The organism is Streptococcus sp. IsoGale021, from assembly GCF_031142795.1.
GTDB classification, from domain to species: Bacteria; Bacillota; Bacilli; order Lactobacillales; family Streptococcaceae; genus Streptococcus; species Streptococcus hominis.
The window spans coordinates 80,618-99,958 of record NZ_JAKZJH010000009.1 but is presented as its reverse complement, the minus strand read 5'-3'; the positions used below and the strand labels follow the sequence as shown (position 1 = coordinate 99,958).

The following is a 19,341-nucleotide window of genomic DNA, read 5'->3' as shown; positions in this document are numbered from 1 at the left end:
GATAGCTGGAAACATTTATTTGTTAAAGAAGTCCCCATGGCTAAAAAATATGAACTTCTAATTTTAGAAATGTCATATGAGATGGATACAATTATTAAAAAAAAGGAAGCAAGTAACAGGAAATTAACTTACTGACTTCTTTACTTTTAGGAAGATGGTGGCTGATATTTTTGAAGCTAGTTGATTCAGCTAAACAAGTTTATCTTATTGCTATCTTAACTAAAGCAAGGAAAACTATCAATCCAAATTTTTCTTCGGCTTATCAAAATGATAATTTCACCACTTTAATGATTAAATTTAATTCCCAATTGTCAAGTCAAGTGCAACAAAGTTGTTCCTCTGATTAAGTGAGTATCTTTCAAGCTGTTTGAGTTAGCTCAAACAGCTTTTTTGCGGACTGATAGCCATGGATTCGTCTAGGTCTTTCATTGATAGCCTTTGTATAGTCCTCTAAAAGTGTCGGATTTAGTTTTTTTAGTGAGGATCCTTTGGGAATGAACTCTCTTAATAATCCATTGAAATTCTCATTTGTGCCTCGTTCATAAGATGAATAGGCATGTGCCAAATAAACATCTAATCCCTCTATCTTACTCAATGATGAAAATTCGTTTCCATTATCTGTAGTTATGGACTTAATGGGATAAAGTTTCATACACTCTAAGACTGCTTGATTGACATACTCTGCTTTCTTTTCCACGAGTTTCTTTGTGACAGCATAGCGTGTTTGTCGTTCTACCAATGTTAAAATAGAAGGTTCTCCTATTGTCTTTCCACCCAGAACAGAATCGATTTCCCAATCTCCAAAACGGGAACGATTATTAATCTCTTCTGGTCTTTCTTCAATTGACTTTCCTAGATGTTTCTTGGTAGAGGGACGCTTGTTAAATTTCTTACGGATCCGCACTGCTCTTGGTAAATCAATAACCTTAATCTCTAACAAACCTTGATGGATATAGTTATAGAGCGTCTTGGTTGAAGGAACAACTGCATCTACATGTTGGAGTCTATAGGTATGAACAAAGGTATCCACGCTATGCACCCTTGGTTTCTCTAGCATCCCGATAACGGTTATGGGCAGCATCTGCATAATAGTGTTGGTAGTAGACCTTCTGCCCATTGACTTTTTTCCATTGTGTTATGGAACCACGATTAATTTCACGAATAATAGTAGAGCGATTTCTCCCCAGTCTACGAGCAATTTCAGCAGGTTTGAGTCCTACGCTTAAATAAGCTTCAATTTCTCCTCGCTCAGCTTCAGATAAGTGCTTGTAGGATTGATTTGTGGTAGAATAATTTGTGGACATGTTCATCTTCCTTTATACTGTTTTTCGCAACTCTAGTATATCAGATGAACATGTCTTCTGTGTTGCACTTCATTTTACAACAGGGCGATTAAATTTAATCGGAAAACACTAAAATTTTACAAAGAGAAACCAATCTACACTCTTGACGAAAACGATTTTTTAGGATAAAATAATAAACGTTGTGGCGGTATAGCCAAGTGGTAAGGCACGGCTCTGCAAAAGCTTGATCGTCGGTTCAAATCCGTCTACCGCCTTCCGTAACCTGATTTAACAGGAATTAACCGAATGAAAAGCCCGTAAAATCGGGCTTTTTTATTTTTTTGTTCGGTTAAATTAGGTCAAATATAATAAAATTGGTGGGTGAATTTGAGACAAACATTTTCAACAAGAGTTTATTTTTCATCAAAATAGTACAAAAAGTGAGCTAAACCAATAACTATAAAAATTGATTTCTAGCTCACTTTTTATTATAATTCAGCAATTTGGTTCAGATTTACTTCGGCAACTGTATCATTTCCGAATAGCGAAATAATCATTTTAACTTTGTTGTTGTCAATTTCGGTGATTTTACCCGTATAATCTGCAAAAGCTCCGTCAATAATCCGAACTGTATCGCCAACTTTCACATTGATGTCAAATTCTTGAACGGTTTGTCCCATTGAAATCAAGATTTGGCGGATTTCTTCTTCCAATAGTGGTGTTGGTTTGGAGCGGTTTCCGTGCGAGCCAACAAAGCCTGTTACGTTTGGTGTGTTCCGTACGACAAACCACGCTTCATCTGTCATCACCATTTCTACCAAGACGTAACCTGGGAAACGATTTTCTTCAACTTCTTTGGTTTTTCCATTTTTCTCCACTTGTACCGTTTGCGTTGGGATTTCCACGCGCAAAATATTTTCCAACATATTATAGGTTTGTGCACGTTGTAAAAGATTTTCTTTTACTTTATTTTCATATCCTGAGTATGTCTGCAAGACAAACCAGCCTTTATCAAAACTGTCCATCGTTCTTCCTTTCCTAAATAAAAAAGCCTGAGGGCTTCAGTTTCTTTTCTAGCCCTATTATACCACAAAAATGGCAAATGCAATCTTTTTACTACCATTTTTATAATAAAAGCCTACTTGATAAAACAACAAGCAGGCTAAAAATTAAAAGATATTTAACAATCGTACCAAACCTCTTGTGACAAGTAAGTCGAAAAGATAAATAATGACGACAAAGAAAGCTGTATATTCCATGACTGAGATAAAATCTATCCAGCTTTGCTTTCTAGTTGGCCAAGTTGTATCTTTTAATACTTGAAATGTATCTTTAATGAATTTCACAACTTTCTCCTATCTAGTTTCTTTATGAATCGTATATTTACTGCAATGCTTACAATATTTATTTACTTCCAGACGTTTTGGTTTTGGCGTACTACTCAATTTGATTGAATAGTTTCTCGATCCACAAACCGTGCACGCCAGACTCGCTTTTTTTAGTGCCATAACGCCTCCATCTTGTTTATTATATCAGGAAAGCCCATTTTTGACAAGTCTATTGGAACCAACTCTTAACCGTGTCCCAAAGATTCTGTGCTTTTTCAGGAATCTTAGCATCGTCAATTGCTTTCTTAGCTTGGTCAACCAAATTCTTGGCTTTATCTTGCACATCTTTCAAAATATCTGAATTATTGTTACTTTGATTCGTAGTGTTATTTGTACCATTCGTATCAACCGGTGCAATGCCATTTTTTGCATAGGCATTTTCGTCACCAAATTTCGTACCATTTGTGTACGGTAAGATACTATTTGCCACACTTCGGAAAATAGCTGAAGCTTCATTGGCACTGGTGCCTGTCAGATAATGATTTTTATCTGTCTTTGGGAAACCTAGCCACTGACTAATCACCACATCTGGTGTGTAACCAATAACCCATTGATCTCCTGATAAATCTGGGTTAAAGTCAGTCTCTGTCGTTCCTGTCTTCCCAGCCATATCATAGCCGTAAGGAGCCGCATAAACACCTGTACCATTAGTAAATGTTCCCAGCATCATACTCGTCATTTTTTCTGTTGTTGAGCGGTTAAGCACTCGCGTTGAAGTTGATTTATGAGTTTTGACTACTTGTCCACTAGCATTTTCAATTTTGGTAATCAAATGAGCATCATTCATAACACCATTATTGGCAAAAGTCGAGTAGGCTTGTGCCATTTGTAGCGGATTGGTTGTTACGCCACTACCGAGAGCCACCCCAAGAGTCTGATCCACTTTATCCATATTCAAGCCAAATTTTTTACCATATTCAAAAACTTTTTTCAGTCCCAACTCATTAGCAGCAGCAACCGCTGGAATATTTAAGGATTGCGCTAAAGCCTGATACATTGGCACAGTCGGACTGGCTTGAATTCCACCATAGTTGTTCACGGTGTAATTTCCGTAAGTCGTTGTGCTATTGTCCAACTCTTTATTGATGGACCAACCTGCTGCAACTGCAGGGCTGTAAACCGCCAAGGGCTTAATAGTCGAGCCAGGGCTTCTTGAAGATTGTGTGGCATAGTTAAAACTTCTAAAACCAGCACTCGTACTATTGATTTGCCCGACAAGCGCGCGAACACCTCCAGTTTTAGGGTCAAGCGCTACACTACCCGATTGGGCTCTTGTCCCATCGGCTGCTTGCGGGAATAAATCTTCGCGATCATAGATGACTTGCATGCTAGCTTGGTAATTCTGATCTAGCTCCGTGTAAATACGATAGCCGTTATTAACAATATCGGCTTCTGTCAAACCATAATCTCGAACTGCTTCATTGATAACCGCATCAAAGTAAGACGGATAGCGATAATCTGCCGATTTTCCTGTGTAAGCATCTACCAATTGACTGCCCAAACCATTCGCTGCTGCCTGATTGGCTGTTGCTTGATTGATATAGCCAGCAGCTACCATATTTTGCAGAACGGTATTGCGCCGATTGGTTGCATTTTTGATAGAAGCAATGGGATTGTATAGCTCCGGTCCTTTAAGCATTCCTGCTAAGGTAGCTGCTTGATCTAGTGTCAGCTGGCTAGCAGATACGCCGAAATATTTTTTAGAAGCATCTTCTACTCCCCACACACCATTCCCGAAATAAGAATTATTGAGGTACATGGTGAGAATCTGATTTTTACTATATTTCTTGGTTAATTCCAAGGCGAGGAAAAATTCCTTTGCTTTCCGCTCAATGGTCTGATCCTGAGATAAGTAAGCATTTTTGGCTAATTGTTGTGTAATGGTAGAACCACCACCAGAACGTCCCGCTGTCAAAATCGCCATGATAAAACGACCGTAGTTAATCCCACTATTTTTATAAAAAGAACGGTCTTCTGTCGCAATGACAGCATGTTGTAAATTCGGGCTAATCTGGGACAATTCTACGTAAGTTCCCTTTTGCCCTGACAAACTTCCAGCTTTTTTGCCGTCCTTATCATAAATAGATGTCGTTGCTTTCAAAGCATTCTGCAAATCATTCACATTAGTGGATTTGGCAACATAAAAGAGATAACCTCCTGTCACCAAACCAAAACCAAGTCCCAAAATTAAGACAATCTTTGTCAGGTGATAGCGACGCCAAAATCGACGAAATGGGTGTTGAGAAATCGGCTTTTTCCGACTTTTCCCAGATCGGCTCAAATGCGGCTCAGATTCTTCAACCTCTGTCACCTCTTGATGCTTGCGCTCAGGACTTTCCTTTTTAAAATGATTCACTACTATTTCAAATAACTCACTTAATTTTTTCATATCCTTATTCTATCACCTTCTCCATATCCAGACAAGAAGGGACCTCTTATCAAGCGTTTAGTTTAGAAAACTTTAAGAAATTATTTAATCTCGAGCTGCTTATTTTCAATCATCGGCTATTTTGTTACAATAACTATATGCAATTTACGATTACGATTCCACAAGGTTTACCAGAAATGACAGTCAAAGAGCTGCTGGAAGAACATTTTTTGATTCCACGAAAGATTCGCCATTTTCTACGCATTAAAAAACACGTCTTCGTCAACCATGAATCAATCAATTGGCAGAGTATTGTCCATCCACATGACGAAATTACGTTGATTTTTGACGAAGAAGATTATCCACAGAAATCCATTCTCATGGGAAATGCTAGCCTGGTGGAAGAACTATACCAAGATGAACACATCACCATCGTCAACAAACCCGAAGGCATGAAAACACATGCCAATGAACCAACGGAGCTGGCACTTTTAAATCATGTCTCTGCTTATGTTGGAAATACTTGCTATGTCGTTCATCGCTTAGACAAGGAAACAAGCGGAGCTGTTCTTTTTGCGAAGAATCCTTTTATCTTGCCAATCTTAAATCGATTGCTAGAAAACAAGGAAATTTCGCGTGAATATTGGGCTTTGGTACAAGGAGTATTCCCCCAAAAACGTCAAATCTATACAGATAAAATCGGGCGCGACCGTCACGATCGGCGAAAACGGCTAGTGGATAACAAAAACGGTCAATACGCTGAAACGCAGGTCACTAAGCTCAAAGAAATTGGAAACAACACCCTTATCAAGTGTCAACTTAAAACTGGGCGAACTCATCAAATCCGTGTACACCTTGCTCATCATGGGCTTCCTATCGTTGGCGATCCATTGTACAATCCTCAAAAGTCAGAGCGCCTCATGCTTCATGCTCATCGTTTAACTTTCACACATCCTTTTACACTCGAAAAAATTAGTGTCGAAGCTACCTCTCAAAGTTTTGAAAAAGGATTGATTTAAAAATAAAGGGACTACGAACTAAAAATTTTCGATTTTTAGTTCGTAGTCCCTCCCCCGCAAGAGTGCTCTTCCGAGCTTGAAAAGCAAACAGCTTTGATACTTGCTTCGCAAGTTTTATCTGCCACTATGATTGCTGGGCAAGGCTGATTTCCCGCCTTCAACAATTTACTGAATTGTTGAAGCTGAGTTATTCGTTTATTACTAATTCTAATAGAAGCTGGGACACTTTTTGCCCAGCCTCATTTTTTATGCAACATTAACAACTTTATAAATCGTTTTAGCCAGAGCAGCTTGATAATCTTCTGCACTGTATGCACGATTGGTAGTTACAGTCGCAACCTTTGTATCTAAATCAATTTGAACATCCGATACACCTTCCAATTTTAGGAAGTGCTCGGTGACATGCTTCACGCAATTTTGGCAAGATATATTTTCTAAAGTAACAATTTGTTTCATGATGAACTCCTTTTATGATTCTATTTTAAAGCGCCGTAAACGCAGCGCATTGGTGACGACAGAAACCGAGCTAAAGCTCATGGCAAGACCGGCTAGCATAGGATTGAGTAGCGGACCGCCAAATACATATAAAAGACCCATTGCGATTGGTATTCCTAAGGTATTGTAGGCAAAAGCCCAGAAAAGATTTTCTTTGATATTTTTAATCGTAGCCTGACTGAGGCGAATGGCTGTCACCACATCTAAAAGGTCGCTGTGCATCAAAACAATGTCGGCTGAGTCAATAGCCACATCCGTTCCAGAACCAATAGCAATCCCGACTTCAGCTTGCACCAGAGCAGGTGCATCATTGATTCCATCACCCACCATGGCAACCTTTTCCCCCTGCACTTGCAAATCCTTGACGGCATCTGCTTTGCCGTCTGGAAATACTCCTGCAATCACTTGATCGACACCAGCTTCTCTTGCAATAGCTTGAGCTGTTTCCTCACGGTCCCCTGTCAACATCACAACTTCTAAGCCCATTTTTTGCAATTCAGCAATAGCTTCACGGCTATTTTTTTTGATTGGATCAGCAACTGCTACCAGCCCCACCAATTGTCTATCCAAAGCGACAAACATGGCCGTCTTTCCTTGATGAGATAAGGAAATCAAGTCAGAGATATGTTCTCCGAGCTCGACTTGGTATTGTCTCATCAAGCTTTCATTCCCGATTAAAATTTCTTGAGCTTTTACTTGAGCTATAATCCCTTTACCTGAGATTGCTTGGAAATCCGTTACCGGTGCCAAAGATACGACTTCATCTTGAGCGGCTTCCAAAATTGCTACCGCCAATGGATGTTCTGAATGTTGCTCACTACTTGCAAGCAAATGTAGCAATTCCTCCCGTGTGACATCACCAAAAGTCAACACATCCGTCAAACTTGGTTTCCCTTCGGTAATCGTACCTGTCTTATCCAGAACGACAACTTCTACCAAATGAGCCGCTTCAAGAGCCTGTCCCGACTTAATCAAGACGCCATTTTCAGCACCCTTTCCTGTGCCTACCATAATAGCCGTCGGAGTTGCTAGCCCAAGCGCGCAGGGACAAGCGATAACCAATACCGCAATAAAGATAGAAAGTGAGAATTGCAGGCTTTCTCCTGCCAGAAAGTACCACAACAGAGCTGCTAAAACTGCCAAGCCCAAGACGATTGGTACAAAGTAGAGCGAGATTTTATCTGCCATAGCTGCAATAGGCGCTTTCGAGCCTTGCGCTTCCTCTACCAAATGAACAATCTGAGCTAAGGTTGTGTCCGAACCGACTTTAGTTGCTTCATAGTCAATAGAACCCGTTTGATTCATAGTGGCACTGGTAATCACATCTCCGATGTTTTTTTCAACAGGAACACTTTCACCTGTCATCATGGACTCATCTACATAGGTTTGTCCAGAGATAACCACACCGTCTACTGGCATACGTTCTCCCGGTTTGATCCGTACAATGTCTCCAACCTTGATGTCTTCTGTATCAATTGTGACGACTTCGCCATAACGAATAACCGTTGCTTGATTGGGCACCAAACTCATCAAACTTTGAATCGCTTGCGAAGTTCGTCCCTTGGCATTGGATTCCAGATATTTCCCCAGTAAAACAAGAGTGATAATCACACCAACTGATTCAAAATACAACTGGTGTACAAAAGTATGATGCCCCAGTAAAACTTGAACGACCGAGTACAAACTATACAAAAACGCTGCACTCGTTCCTACAGCAATCAAACTATCCATGTTCGGATGCCGTTTTGCCAAATTCCGAAAACCACGTACATAAAAACCGCGACCAACCCAAATCGCTGGCAAAGTAAGGAAAAATTGCGCCAATACAAAGGCAATGGGATGCGTCATGTGATCTAAAAAGGAGGGTAACGGCAAGCCAATCATGCTCCCCATTGAAATATAGAGGAGTGGCACGGTCGCTCCTGCCGCAAACCAAATCTGACACGCCATTTTGCGCACGTTTTCTTGCTTTTCTGCGACTTGCTTCGCATAATCAGACCGCCTTTGTTCTCCCTTTTCTGTCGCTTGGTAGCCTGCTTCTTTCACAGCGTCTAAGACTTGCTCGCTTGCAAATCCTTCTTTGGGAAAAACTGTCAATTTTTCCGTCGCCAAGTTCACCGTGGCTTCTTCTACTGTTGACAAATCGTTGACGACCATTTCAATGGTCATCGCACAAGCTGCACAGGTCATGCCGGATAATTTATACTCTTTTTTGTCTTTTTCCATTTCTTACTCCGCCATTTTCGATTGATTCGTGTCATCTTGGCAATGCGCGCCACAAGTACATTGACCTGGTGGACAATTGCACTGAATCGTCTCCGGCGCTTGTACCTGCTTTTCTTTTACAACATCTAGGATTCGAGATAAATCTGTTTGACTGAATTGATTGCTTTCTAGTATCGAAACTACTAAATCACCATGCTTGGTATTGCACATATTGTCAAGCAAGGTACGCCAACTATTTTCCAAGTGCTCATCTTCTAAAATTAACGCATCATAGTAAAACTTGCCCTCAATCTTTTCCATTGAAATAAACTCTTTAGTCTTCAGGCGATTCAGCAAGGTTTTGACAGTAGCCGGTTTCCAATCAAAATCAGCTTCTAAACGCTCTACCACTTCAGTACTCCGGCTATGAGGATACGCCCACAAAACGCGCATAACTTGCCATTCTGCCTGACTAATATTTTGTTGTTCCATTTTGTTTCGTCTCTTTTCTGATTACAATTGTAATTATCAATTCTTTTATAGTTTACATCTGTAATCATAATTTGTCAAGCAAAAAAATCGAGAAGATTGCTCAACTCGATTTTTCTCTTTCTGTATAGAAATTGTGTCTTTATCAATGCGCAAGCATTTCTTGGGCGATTTCTTGTCCACTTAATTTCGTTGGGTAATAAGTTGGCCAATTTTCCAATTCGTTAAAGAGGGCTTCTTGGCTTTCACCACCGTAGAAAATGTGAAAATGTGCTGCTTTCGTTGGGGCGATATTATGATCGCTAAATTGAACATATTTATACTTACCTGCGTCAGGGTCTGTCGCTTCAAACATGAAGCGCACGCCACGATTACCTTTCGAATACGTCAATGTATGCTTGCCAACATATTTATAAGTATATTTCTTCTTTTGTCCGTTGACTACAAATTCCATAGTCTTATCTGTGATATTGATATGAGACACATCTGTCTTGTAGCCTTTTTCGTAATAAGCCTTGTACTCAGCAGCTGTCATCTTACCACTTAATTTTGCTTTGTAATCAAAGACTTGGTCTAAAGTTCCATCTTGCAAATATGGATAAACGGATTGCCATTGACCTGCATAGTCAGACAACGTACGGTCTTTGACAGCACTATCTTCAAAGTAGCCATTTTGTACAGTCTTTGTATTTTTTTCTTTTTCAGCAGAAATTTCAGTACCAGCTTGATCTGTCGTCTTTTTCAAAGCTTTCAAGTTTGATTGCATGATGGAAATGTAGTCTGCTCCATCTTTTGTTTGCTTTTCAGTCAAACTTTCAAGCGGATTAAGCACATCTAACTTCACACCCGTTTCTTTTGCCAATGTAGAAGCCAATGCTTGAGAAGCATTTTCTTCAAAATAGATATACTTAATATTGTTTTTCTTAATATATTTTGTCAATTCAGCCAAACGCGCTGCTGAAGGCTCACTATCTGGTGAAAGCCCTGAAATAGGAACTTGTTTCAAACCATAATCCAATGCAAGATATCGAAAAGCAGCATGTTGCGTTACAAAACTTTTTTGTTTTGCATTTACTAAACCAGTTGTATATTCTTTATCCAGAGTTTCTAATTTCTTAATGTAGGCTGCTGCGTTTTTTTGGAAAGTCGCTTTCTTATCGGGATAGCGTTTACTTAAGCTGTCACGAATATTTTCCACCATTTTAATAGCACGTTTTGGTGATAACCATACATGAGGATCGTATTCATGATGATGTCCTTCTGTACCATGATCATGATCTCCTTCCTCTTCTGTACCAGGCAGTAGCAACATCTTCCCAGTCGCCTTCACCACATTCACTTTACCTTTTTTCAAGGTTTTAAGCAATTTTGGCACCCAAGTTTCCATGTTTTCATTTTCATAAACGAAAGTATCTGCATCTTGAATCGTTGCGACAGCCTTAGCAGAAGGCTCATATTCATGTGGTTCTGTCCCTGCACCGATTAGCAACTTAACATTGGCAGTATCGCCTGCCACTTGCTTGGTAAATTCATAAACTGGGTAAAATGTTGTGACAACATTTAATTTCCCATTTGCACTTTTTTGATTGGAACAAGCCACTAAAAAGATGCTCAGTAAACTTGCTACTAATAGACCAATTTTCTTCATTTCTTACTCCTATTTGATAAATTTTTTCAATAAATTTACTAGTAAAAATACGCCGACAAAAATAATCGTAATACTTGCACTGGCTGGCGTTTCTGCATAATATGAAATATACAATCCAGCAATCATACCTAAGAAGCCGATGATATTAGCCAACAAGATAACGGATTTAAAATTCTTACCCAACCGCAAGGCAATACTTGCCGGCAAAACCATAATGGTTGATACCAGCAACGCACCTGCCGCTGGAATCATGAGGGCAATGGCAACACCTGTCACAATGTTAAACAGAATGGACATGGTGCGCACAGGCAGACCGTCCACAAAAGCTGTATCCTCATCAAAGGTCAAAATATACATTGGTCGAATGAAGAGGAAGGTTAATGCCAGCACGATTGCCGCAATGATAAAGAGTGAAATCACCTGCTCCGTACTAATCGTGACAATAGAACCAAACAAATATTGGTCTAAGCTCATGGAACTAGAGCTTTTGCCCCTGCTCATCACAATCAAAGCAATGGCAAGTCCTGTCGACATCAAAATTGCTGTTCCGATTTCCATAAAATCCTTGTAAATTGTCCGCAAGTATTCTAAGAAGACTGCCGCAATCATCACAATAATGACAGTTGAAATCGTAGGTGAGATGCCTAGCACCAAGCCAAAAGCAACCCCCGAAAGCGACACGTGGCTGAGCGTATCACTCATCAAACTCTGACGACGTAAAATCAAGAAAGTTCCTAAAACCGGCGAAAACAGACTCATAGCAATCACTGCTAGAAAAGCCCGTTGCATAAAATCGTAAGCTAATAAATTAAACATGGCTCACCTCCTCCTTGTCACTTTCGTGAACATTGAAGCACCGCCATGGCGAATCTTGATTTCGCACCAAATGAATATTGCGGTCCGCATATTTTCGGACTTCCTCCGGATCATGCGTAATCATCAGCACAGCCTTGCCATGCCGATGTGCACTATGGTGCATCAAATCATAAAATTCATCCTTGCTGCCAGCATCCATCCCCGTTGTCGGCTCATCCAAGACAAAAATATCCGGATCCGAAGCAAACATGCGCGCAATGACTGCCCGTTGCTTTTGCCCACCCGAAAGCGAGCCAATCCGCTTGTCTCGATGTTCCCACATGCCAACGGCGTCCAGACTGACCTTGATATGTTCTTCATCATGCGCATTCAAACGACGAAACCAGCCTTTACGTGGATACCGACCTGATTTAACAAATTCATAAACAGTACTGGGAAAACCTGCATTAAAACTAGCGATTTGCTGTGGCAGATAAGCAATCCGCAGCTTCTTGCCAGCTGTATTCGTCTTAGAAATCGTCACCTTACCAAATCGAGGCTGCAAAATACCAAGACTAGCCTTGATCAAGGTCGTTTTTGCTGCTCCATTTTCACCTGTCAAAGTCACAAACTCACCACTATCCACATAATAGTTAATATGCTCCAGCACAGGCTCCTTATCATAATAGAAGGACAAATCTTCAACTGTGATATATCTCATTTTCCGATTTCCCCCACTAAGGTTTCTAAGAATTGTTGAATAGTTGCTTGCTCATCAGAACTATATTGATTGGCAATTTTTTCGTAAATTTCCAATGTATGCTGATGATGATGATGATGCTCCGCAGCAACTGGCTTCGCTAATTCTGTCAACCGATAAAAAATAACACGCGCATCTTTCACATCTTTAAAAGGTTCCAACATCTTTTGCTTAATCAATGACTTGATGGCCTTTGTTACCGCTGCCTGGCTAACATTTAAGCGCTTCGCCAACTCTGAGTTTGTCAGCGACTCCTCAGACAGCAACATCAAAATATGCTCTTGAGTATTGGTCAATGGCATACCACTCGTGCAAGATCCAATCAAAATCTCATGTTGATTCTCGGATTTTAAAATGATTTCATTTAAAAAACGATCAATTTCATGTGCTAGCTGACCCATTTTTCTCCTTTTCTGATTAACCAGTTAATTCTTTACTAGTTAAGTATATCATAAAGAAAATAAGAGTCAAGTGAAAATTTCAGCGCCTTTTTCATAAGAAAAGCCTGAGAATCACCTCAAGCCTTTATATAGCTTCTTTCGCGTTCGTTTTTTCCACGAAAATGACTTCAATTCTTCCATTGCTTCTCACACCATTTTCTCCCCTAAACATCAAAAAGGAAATCTAAAGAGAGACTCCATTTCTTGAGAGAATTCTCACTAGATTTCCAATTTTAGACTTATAGTTTTTCTGCAACCTTGATTTTATCAAGATTTCTTTTTGATGAGATAAACTGCACCGATTAAGGCGATAATTCCAATGAAAATAGCTAACGTATGAATGACCGTACCTGTCTTCGGTAAGTCCTTCTTCGGTGGAGTATAGCGATTTTCAAATGTCTTCACGTCCTTATCGTAGCTTACTTTAGCGTGCAACTGACCATTGCCATCGTCTGTCACTTCAACTGTAACTTTAATGACTTTCTTATCATAAGTGATTCCTTGAAGTTTTGTATCCTTCTCGGTGATCGTGTAATGATAAGTACCAGCTTTCGTGTACTCAATGGTGTCGAAAGTGACACTGCCATCTTGAGCATTCTTCTTGCTTTGAACAACTTTATCATCTTGGCCTTTCAATTCAAACTCAAACTCGCCATCTTTCAAAGCACGGCCTGTCAAGGCTTTTTTAACAGAGAGTTGGGTATTTGTTTTGGCAGCTGAGTAAGTGTTCTTGAAGGTCTGATCATCTTTTTCATAAGCAACTTTTGTTACTAATCGGCCTTGACCATCGTCTGTAACAGTGACTGTCGCTTTAATCACTTTCTTATCGTAGGTCACACCGCCGAGTTTCGTATCTTTTTCGGTGATGGTGTAATGATAAGTGCCTACCTTAGTATACTCAAGGGTATCGAAAGTGACGCTACCATCTTGTGCATTTGTCTTCGTTTGGCGAACTTGATCGTCTGTACCAGTCAGTTCAAATTCAAATTCCCCTTCTTTGAGGTTACGACCTTCTAATAGCTTCTTAGCAGAAAGAGTTGCAGTGACTTTATCTGATGAATAAGTATTCGTGAAGGTGTTTTGGTTGTTTTCATAAGCAACTGTTGCATGTAATTGACCTTGACCATCATCGGTTACAGTTACCGTTGCTTTAACCACTTTGGTGTCATATTTCACACCACCTAAAGTACCGGCTTGTTCCTTAATGGTATAAGTATAAGTTCCAGCTATTTTGAATGTCAACTCTTTGAAGGAAATCTTACCATCTTTAGCGTTCTTAACGGTTTCCACCACTTTACCGTCTGGGCCAATCAAGTCAAAGGCAAATTCATTCTCTTTCAATTCGCGACCCGTTAGCACTTTGTTCGCTTCTAATTTCGCAGTTGTTTCCTTAGCAAGGTAAGTATTGCGGAAGGTTGGATTAGCTGTATCATAAGATACTTGAGCAACTAGCTGACCTTTGCCATCATCAGTGACTTTTACAGTTGCCTTGATTTCTTTCTTGTCGTAAGTTACACCGCCTAATCCATTGTCTTTCTCTTTGATGGTGTAATGATAAGTGCCAACTTTTGTATAGTCAATCGCATCAAAAGTGACACGACCATCTGCTACATTTTTCTTCGTCTGACGAACGTTGTCATCAGATCCAACTAATTCGAATTCAAACTCTTGATCGTTTAATGCACGACCTGTCAGTTCTTTGGTCACGCCTAATTGTGCACTAACCTTTTGACTAGAGTATGTATTGGTGAAAGTTTGGTCGTTGTTTTCGTACGTTACTTTTGAAACCAGCTGACCTTTACCGTTATCGGTTACTTCAACTGTTACCTTGATAGTCTTGGTGTCGTAAGTCACACCACCCAAGCCTGTGTTTTTCTCAGTAATGGTGTACTTGTGTGTTCCTACAGTTTGGTACTTGATTGCGTCAAACTGAACTTTACCGTCTTTGTCATTCTTCTTAGTTTGAAGAACATCTGCCTTGCCATCTTCTTTCAGATCAAAACTAAACTCGCCATCCTTCAAAGCACGTCCGGTTAATTTCTTCGTGACAGAGAAAGTAGTATCGGTACCTTTGGCAGTATATTTATTTGTAAAGCTTTGTTTAGAAATTTTATTCTTACCGCTCTCGTCAAAACCGAGGTAGACGATATTGTAAATCAACTGTCCATCCTCTTCCTGTTGAACACGAATGGTAACCTTAATTGGTTGCTTGTCGTAGTCAACACCTGGAACCTTACCATCTTTTTCTTTGATAATGTAGTTGTAAAGACCAGCTTTGGTGAACTTAAGAGCTGTGAAAGGAATCGTACCATCCGCTTTATTCTTAACTGTTTCAAGTAGCTTGTTTTGTCCATCATACAGCTCAAACTCAAACTCGGCATCTTGTAGATTTCGACCCGTTAAGGCTTTCGTCACCTGCAGTGGCACTGTGATTTCTTTTGGTGTGAACGTATTCTTAAAGGTCGTTTTACCACCGTCATAAGTCGCAGTAGTACTTAGCTTCCCTTTACCATCATCCGTTACTTTAACTGTGACTTTGACTTTGCTCGAGTCATAAGTAACTCCTGTCAAACCATTATTTTTCTCTGTAATGGTGTAGTGGTACTCACCTGCTTTGTCGTAGTTAATAGCTTGGAACTGAACTTTTCCTTGGGCATCATTTTTAGCCGTTTGAAGAACATCTGATTTACCATCTTCCTTCAACTCAAACTCAAACTCGTCTTTTTGTAGCTGACGACCTGTCAGAATTTTATTTACCTCTAATCGGGCAAACGTTTTTCCTGGAGTGTATTGGTTGATAAAAGTTGGATCCTTCGTCTCCTTACCAGCTTTCGAATAAGTGACCTTTGTAACTTCAAGTTTTCCTCCCTTATCTTCGACAGTTACAGTTGCCGAGATAAGATTCGGTTCATATTCAACTCCTGGAACATCACCAACTTTTTCACTAATGGTATAATGATAGGTTCCTGCTTTAGTATATTTAAGCTCTTTGAATTGAACCTTACCATCAGCCGTATTTTTTACAGTTTCTAAAATCTTTTTATTTCGTTGTAGATCTTTGAGTTCAAATTCAAATTCACCTTCTTGAAGAGGACGACCTGTTAAAACCTTTTTCACTTCTAACTTAGCAGATGTTTTAACTGGAGTATAGCGATTATTGAAAGTTGGTTTTTTAATTTCTTCTCCATCTGTCATATAAATCACTTTGCTAACTTCAAGTTTACCGGATTTCTCCTTGACTTCTACTGTTACCGTGATAAATTTTTGGTCATAGATAACTCCTGGTGCAGAACCTTTGTTCTCTCGGATAAAATACTCATAAGTTCCTGCTTTAGTATATTCCAATGATTTGAAATTGACCTCACCATTGGCGTTATTTTTAACAGTTTGCAAGATTTTACCGACAGTTGGACTAACCTCAGTATTATCAACCAAATCAAATTCAAACTCTTGCGCTTTCAGTTTGCGACCAGTCAATGCTTTCTTAACGGAGAGTTGTACATTTGTTTTAGTAGCTGAGTATGTGTTCTTGAAAGTTTGATCATCATTTTCATAGAAAATTTCAGAATTCAGTTTTCCTTTGCCGTCATCTGTAACTTTGACAGTAACTTTTATTTCTTTCGAATCATAAGTGATACCACCTATACCATTGTTTTTTTCTTTAATAGTGTAATGGTATTCACCTGCTTTAGTATATTCAACTGTATCAAACTGGACTTTCCCAGCTGCAGTGTTTTTCTTCGTTTGGTGAATATGATCTTCCTTACCAGTCAATTCAAACTCAAACTCGTCTTCTTGTAGCTGACGGCCCGTAAGAACTTTGTTCACTTCTAATCGAGCGAAAGTCTTTCCTGGAGTATAGTGATTCTCAAAAGTTGGTTTTTTAGTCTCCTCACCAGCTTTCGAATAAGTGACCGTTGTAACTTCAAGTTTTCCTCCCTTATCTTCGACAGTTACAGTTGCCGAGATAAGATTCGGTTCATATTCAACTCCTGGAACATCACCAGCCTTTTCACTAATGGTATACTCATAGGTTCCTGCTTTAGTATATTCAATATCTTTGAATTGAACTTTTCCGTCAGCATCATTTTTCACAGTTTGGAGAATTTGCCCATTCTCTTTTAGGTCAAACTCAAATTCACCTGCTTGAAGTTTACGACCGGTTAGTTCTTTCTTCACCAAAAGATTTCCCTTTGTTTTATCTGGAATATAATGATTGGTGAATTTCTTTTTATCTTCTAAACCACCTTTGTCATCCTTACCTTTATAAGTGACTTCAGTAGTTAGCTTACCTTCTTGATTCCTTGAGACTTTTACTGTTACTTGAATATCATTTGGATCATAGTAGATTCCCTTTTCAGGATGGTCTTCACGTTTTTCAGAAATAGTATAGTTATATGTTCCTTCTTCGGTAAATTCAAGAGCATCAAATGTTACTTTCCCGTCAGCATCATTTGATTTTGTTTGAATCGGAGTTTGTTCACCCTGTTTCTTCAATTCAAACGTGAATTCTTTATCTCTCAGTTGGCGACCAATCAGTTCTTTCTCAACCTGAAGTTGAGCAGAAACTTTTTCATCTTTCTTATTAGTGATTGTTTTTCTGTAAGCTTTGTCTGTTCCAAAGTCAGTTGGCTTAACACGAATCTTTTCAGTTGATTTTTGGTATCCTTTTGGAGCTTCCACTTCTTCAATCGTATAATCGTCTTTTAACAGATTAGGAATTGTAATATCACCGTTTGGATCTGTTGTATACTCACCAATGACTTTCTTATTACTGTCACGCGTTACTTTAAATTTTGCACCAGCTAAAGCTTGTTTTGTTTTTTCGTCTTCTTTATGCAAGTTCATTGAGTAAACATAACCTTCTGCAAATCCGCCAGCAGCTCGATATACTAAAGAGATATTGACTTCTTCCGAAATTTTATCTTTTGAAGAAAGTTTTGCCTTATTTTTAAAAACTTCTCCACCCACCGGTTCATAGTTAGTTTTAACTTGATATCTGATATAGTAACCTTTAGTCCCAATATTTCCTAAGTGAGTTTGGAAGCCACGTTTATCATCATCCATTTTTATCTGGTGGTTAGTTGTAACATCTTTCTCATTATCGTGTTTCCACTCACCATTTTTCCAGGACCATCTTACTTCATATATACGGATACTGCTCTGATCAATTTGAATCCCCTTAGCATCGTCGTCCAGCCTATCTTGAACATTGACTTCTTTTAAATCAAGACCTTTTCTATTGATAGCAAGAGCATACTGAAGAAGAGATTTGTTAGCTCCATCTTGCCAAGCACTTTTTTCTAGTATACTTTCGATTTTCTTTCCAGGGCCTTGATAATGAAGTTTTCCACCAATCTTAGTTTTATGACCCACTTTAAAATCAAGATCTATGTCTTTTTCTATTTTAACTTTATTATGGTCAACAGCTGCATAAAAGAACAGTTCTCCTAAAACATCCGAATGTTCAGAAGGATATTTTGTATAGGTCAACGTAATCGTTTTAGTTGTGGGGTTGATTTTTGCATGCGCAACAACTTTATCTTTTGAATCCTTAACTTCAAAGTCTGTCCATTCTGGAAATCGTAAAGTTTCTGGTAACGTAATAGTTGTGGTGTCGCCTTCATTAACTGTGTTATTCGGAAGGCTAAATTTTACATGCACTTGGAAAGTTTCCCACATCTGTACACCCTTTTTGGGGATAGGGTTTCCATCTTTGTTTGTCACATACATTTCTGTGATAACATCATTCCATTCTTTAGCATTTGCAGCGCTAGAAAGATCGTACTTGCTTCCTTCGCTTCTAGGTGTTAAGGCAGGGGGTGCTCCTGGTTTGCTTTCGTTTTTTTCCTCCACATTATCAGTTTTCTTTGAAGCAGTATCTTCTTTTACTTGGCTCGAATCAGCACTTGCTTCCGTTTTATTTTCAGAAGCAGGCATTTCAGCCTTTTTCTCTTGGTTAGAACTGTCATTTGTGCCTGTCGAGTCAGTAGAAGGTGTTGTTTGTTTAGCTGTCTCTTCTTCTCTAGACGAATTTTCCAAACCTTTTTTCGTCTCTGACTGAGTTGTCAATGCTGAAGATTGATTCGTCAGCGTTTGAGCAACAGCACTAGCCGGTGATAAGATTGTCGAAGCCAGCAATAATGCTACCCCAACAAGATTCATCATTTTTTTAATCATTACGATTTCCTTTCTATAGTTTTTTAGAATTTTGCATAAAAGTACAAACTTCTAATAAGATCATTATAGCAACCCCTTTATGGCACTTTCAATCAAAATACCCTGTATTCTCGCTGTATTTCTTGACAGTCTGTAAAGTTTTTGATAAGTTATTTAAAAAATATTTTACTGGATCTGCAATCTCTGTAGTGAGGTAAATCCTTAGCAGAGATTAAGAAGCCCTGCTTTATTGTGATGCCGATAGTATCTGATTTTAAGTCAGTTTTTTTAA

The 19,341-nt window shown here is 39.2% G+C and carries 13 protein-coding genes, 1 tRNA gene and 1 pseudogene; 2 read left to right on the top strand and 13 right to left on the bottom strand.

Annotated features, from left to right (window positions below; genetic code table 11):
- Positions 1 to 358: 358 nt before the first annotated feature.
- Positions 359 to 1,304, bottom strand: a pseudogene (locus RG565_RS07600) (IS30 family transposase).
- 183 nt (positions 1,305 to 1,487) lie between these two features.
- On the opposite strand from RG565_RS07600, the gene RG565_RS07595 reads away from it, so the two are divergent.
- Positions 1,488 to 1,558, top strand: a tRNA-Cys gene (locus RG565_RS07595).
- A 213-nt stretch (positions 1,559 to 1,771) separates the two neighbouring features.
- Here RG565_RS07595 and nusG read toward each other — a convergent pair.
- The 4 genes from nusG to pbp2a all read right to left on the bottom strand — a co-directional run bounded on the left by nusG (position 1,772) and on the right by pbp2a (position 5,060).
- Complete coding sequence (gene nusG, locus RG565_RS07590) at positions 1,772 to 2,308, bottom strand: transcription termination/antitermination protein NusG (protein ID WP_003040842.1); 537 nt, start codon at positions 2,306 to 2,308, stop codon at positions 1,772 to 1,774.
- Between the two features lie 144 nt (positions 2,309 to 2,452).
- The gene (secE, locus tag RG565_RS07585) at positions 2,453 to 2,629 is read right to left on the bottom strand and encodes a preprotein translocase subunit SecE (protein ID WP_049534599.1); all 177 of its coding nucleotides are present in this window, start codon (positions 2,627 to 2,629) and stop codon (positions 2,453 to 2,455) included.
- A 9-nt stretch (positions 2,630 to 2,638) separates the two neighbouring features.
- Positions 2,639 to 2,791: a 50S ribosomal protein L33 gene (rpmG, locus tag RG565_RS07580; RefSeq protein ID WP_003074882.1), complete on the bottom strand. Its 153-nt coding sequence runs from the start codon at positions 2,789 to 2,791 to the stop codon at positions 2,639 to 2,641.
- Positions 2,792 to 2,840: 49 nt separating this feature from the next.
- Positions 2,841 to 5,060 carry a penicillin-binding protein PBP2A gene (pbp2a, locus tag RG565_RS07575; RefSeq protein ID WP_247937253.1) on the bottom strand — a complete coding sequence of 740 codons (2,220 nt, stop codon included), beginning with the start codon at positions 5,058 to 5,060 and terminating at the stop codon, positions 2,841 to 2,843.
- A 137-nt stretch (positions 5,061 to 5,197) separates the two neighbouring features.
- Between pbp2a and RG565_RS07570 the strand changes: the two genes are divergently transcribed.
- Entirely contained in the window at positions 5,198 to 6,058 is an 861-nt protein-coding gene (locus tag RG565_RS07570) for an RluA family pseudouridine synthase (protein WP_247937254.1), read from the top strand.
- A gap of 246 nt (positions 6,059 to 6,304) precedes the next feature.
- Here the strand turns inward: RG565_RS07570 and RG565_RS07565 are convergent, their stop codons facing one another.
- From RG565_RS07565 to RG565_RS07530, 8 genes are all read right to left on the bottom strand, one after another.
- On the bottom strand, positions 6,305 to 6,514 hold the full coding sequence (locus tag RG565_RS07565) for a heavy-metal-associated domain-containing protein (protein ID WP_247937255.1): 210 nt from the start codon (positions 6,512 to 6,514) through the stop codon (positions 6,305 to 6,307).
- A gap of 12 nt (positions 6,515 to 6,526) precedes the next feature.
- Positions 6,527 to 8,779, bottom strand: coding sequence for a heavy metal translocating P-type ATPase (locus RG565_RS07560; RefSeq protein ID WP_247937256.1), 2,253 nt, complete (start codon positions 8,777 to 8,779; stop codon positions 6,527 to 6,529).
- A 3-nt stretch (positions 8,780 to 8,782) separates the two neighbouring features.
- On the bottom strand, positions 8,783 to 9,250 hold the full coding sequence (locus RG565_RS07555; RefSeq protein ID WP_022526399.1) for a CopY/TcrY family copper transport repressor: 468 nt from the start codon (positions 9,248 to 9,250) through the stop codon (positions 8,783 to 8,785).
- 142 nt (positions 9,251 to 9,392) lie between these two features.
- On the bottom strand, positions 9,393 to 10,895 hold the full coding sequence (locus tag RG565_RS07550; RefSeq protein ID WP_247937257.1) for a zinc ABC transporter substrate-binding protein AdcA: 1,503 nt from the start codon (positions 10,893 to 10,895) through the stop codon (positions 9,393 to 9,395).
- Between the two features lie 9 nt (positions 10,896 to 10,904).
- Positions 10,905 to 11,711, bottom strand: coding sequence for a metal ABC transporter permease (locus RG565_RS07545; RefSeq protein WP_003032021.1), 807 nt, complete (start codon positions 11,709 to 11,711; stop codon positions 10,905 to 10,907).
- The gene (locus RG565_RS07540) at positions 11,704 to 12,411 is read right to left on the bottom strand and encodes a metal ABC transporter ATP-binding protein (RefSeq protein WP_049534612.1); all 708 of its coding nucleotides are present in this window, start codon (positions 12,409 to 12,411) and stop codon (positions 11,704 to 11,706) included. Before RG565_RS07540 ends, RG565_RS07545 begins: the two co-directional genes overlap by 8 nt.
- The gene (locus RG565_RS07535) at positions 12,408 to 12,851 is read right to left on the bottom strand and encodes a zinc-dependent MarR family transcriptional regulator (RefSeq protein WP_049534613.1); all 444 of its coding nucleotides are present in this window, start codon (positions 12,849 to 12,851) and stop codon (positions 12,408 to 12,410) included. Before RG565_RS07535 ends, RG565_RS07540 begins: the two co-directional genes overlap by 4 nt.
- A gap of 306 nt (positions 12,852 to 13,157) precedes the next feature.
- Positions 13,158 to 19,070, bottom strand: a complete 5,913-nt coding sequence (locus tag RG565_RS07530; RefSeq protein WP_247937258.1) for a Spy0128 family protein — start codon at positions 19,068 to 19,070, stop codon at positions 13,158 to 13,160.
- Positions 19,071 to 19,341 lie beyond the last annotated feature (271 nt).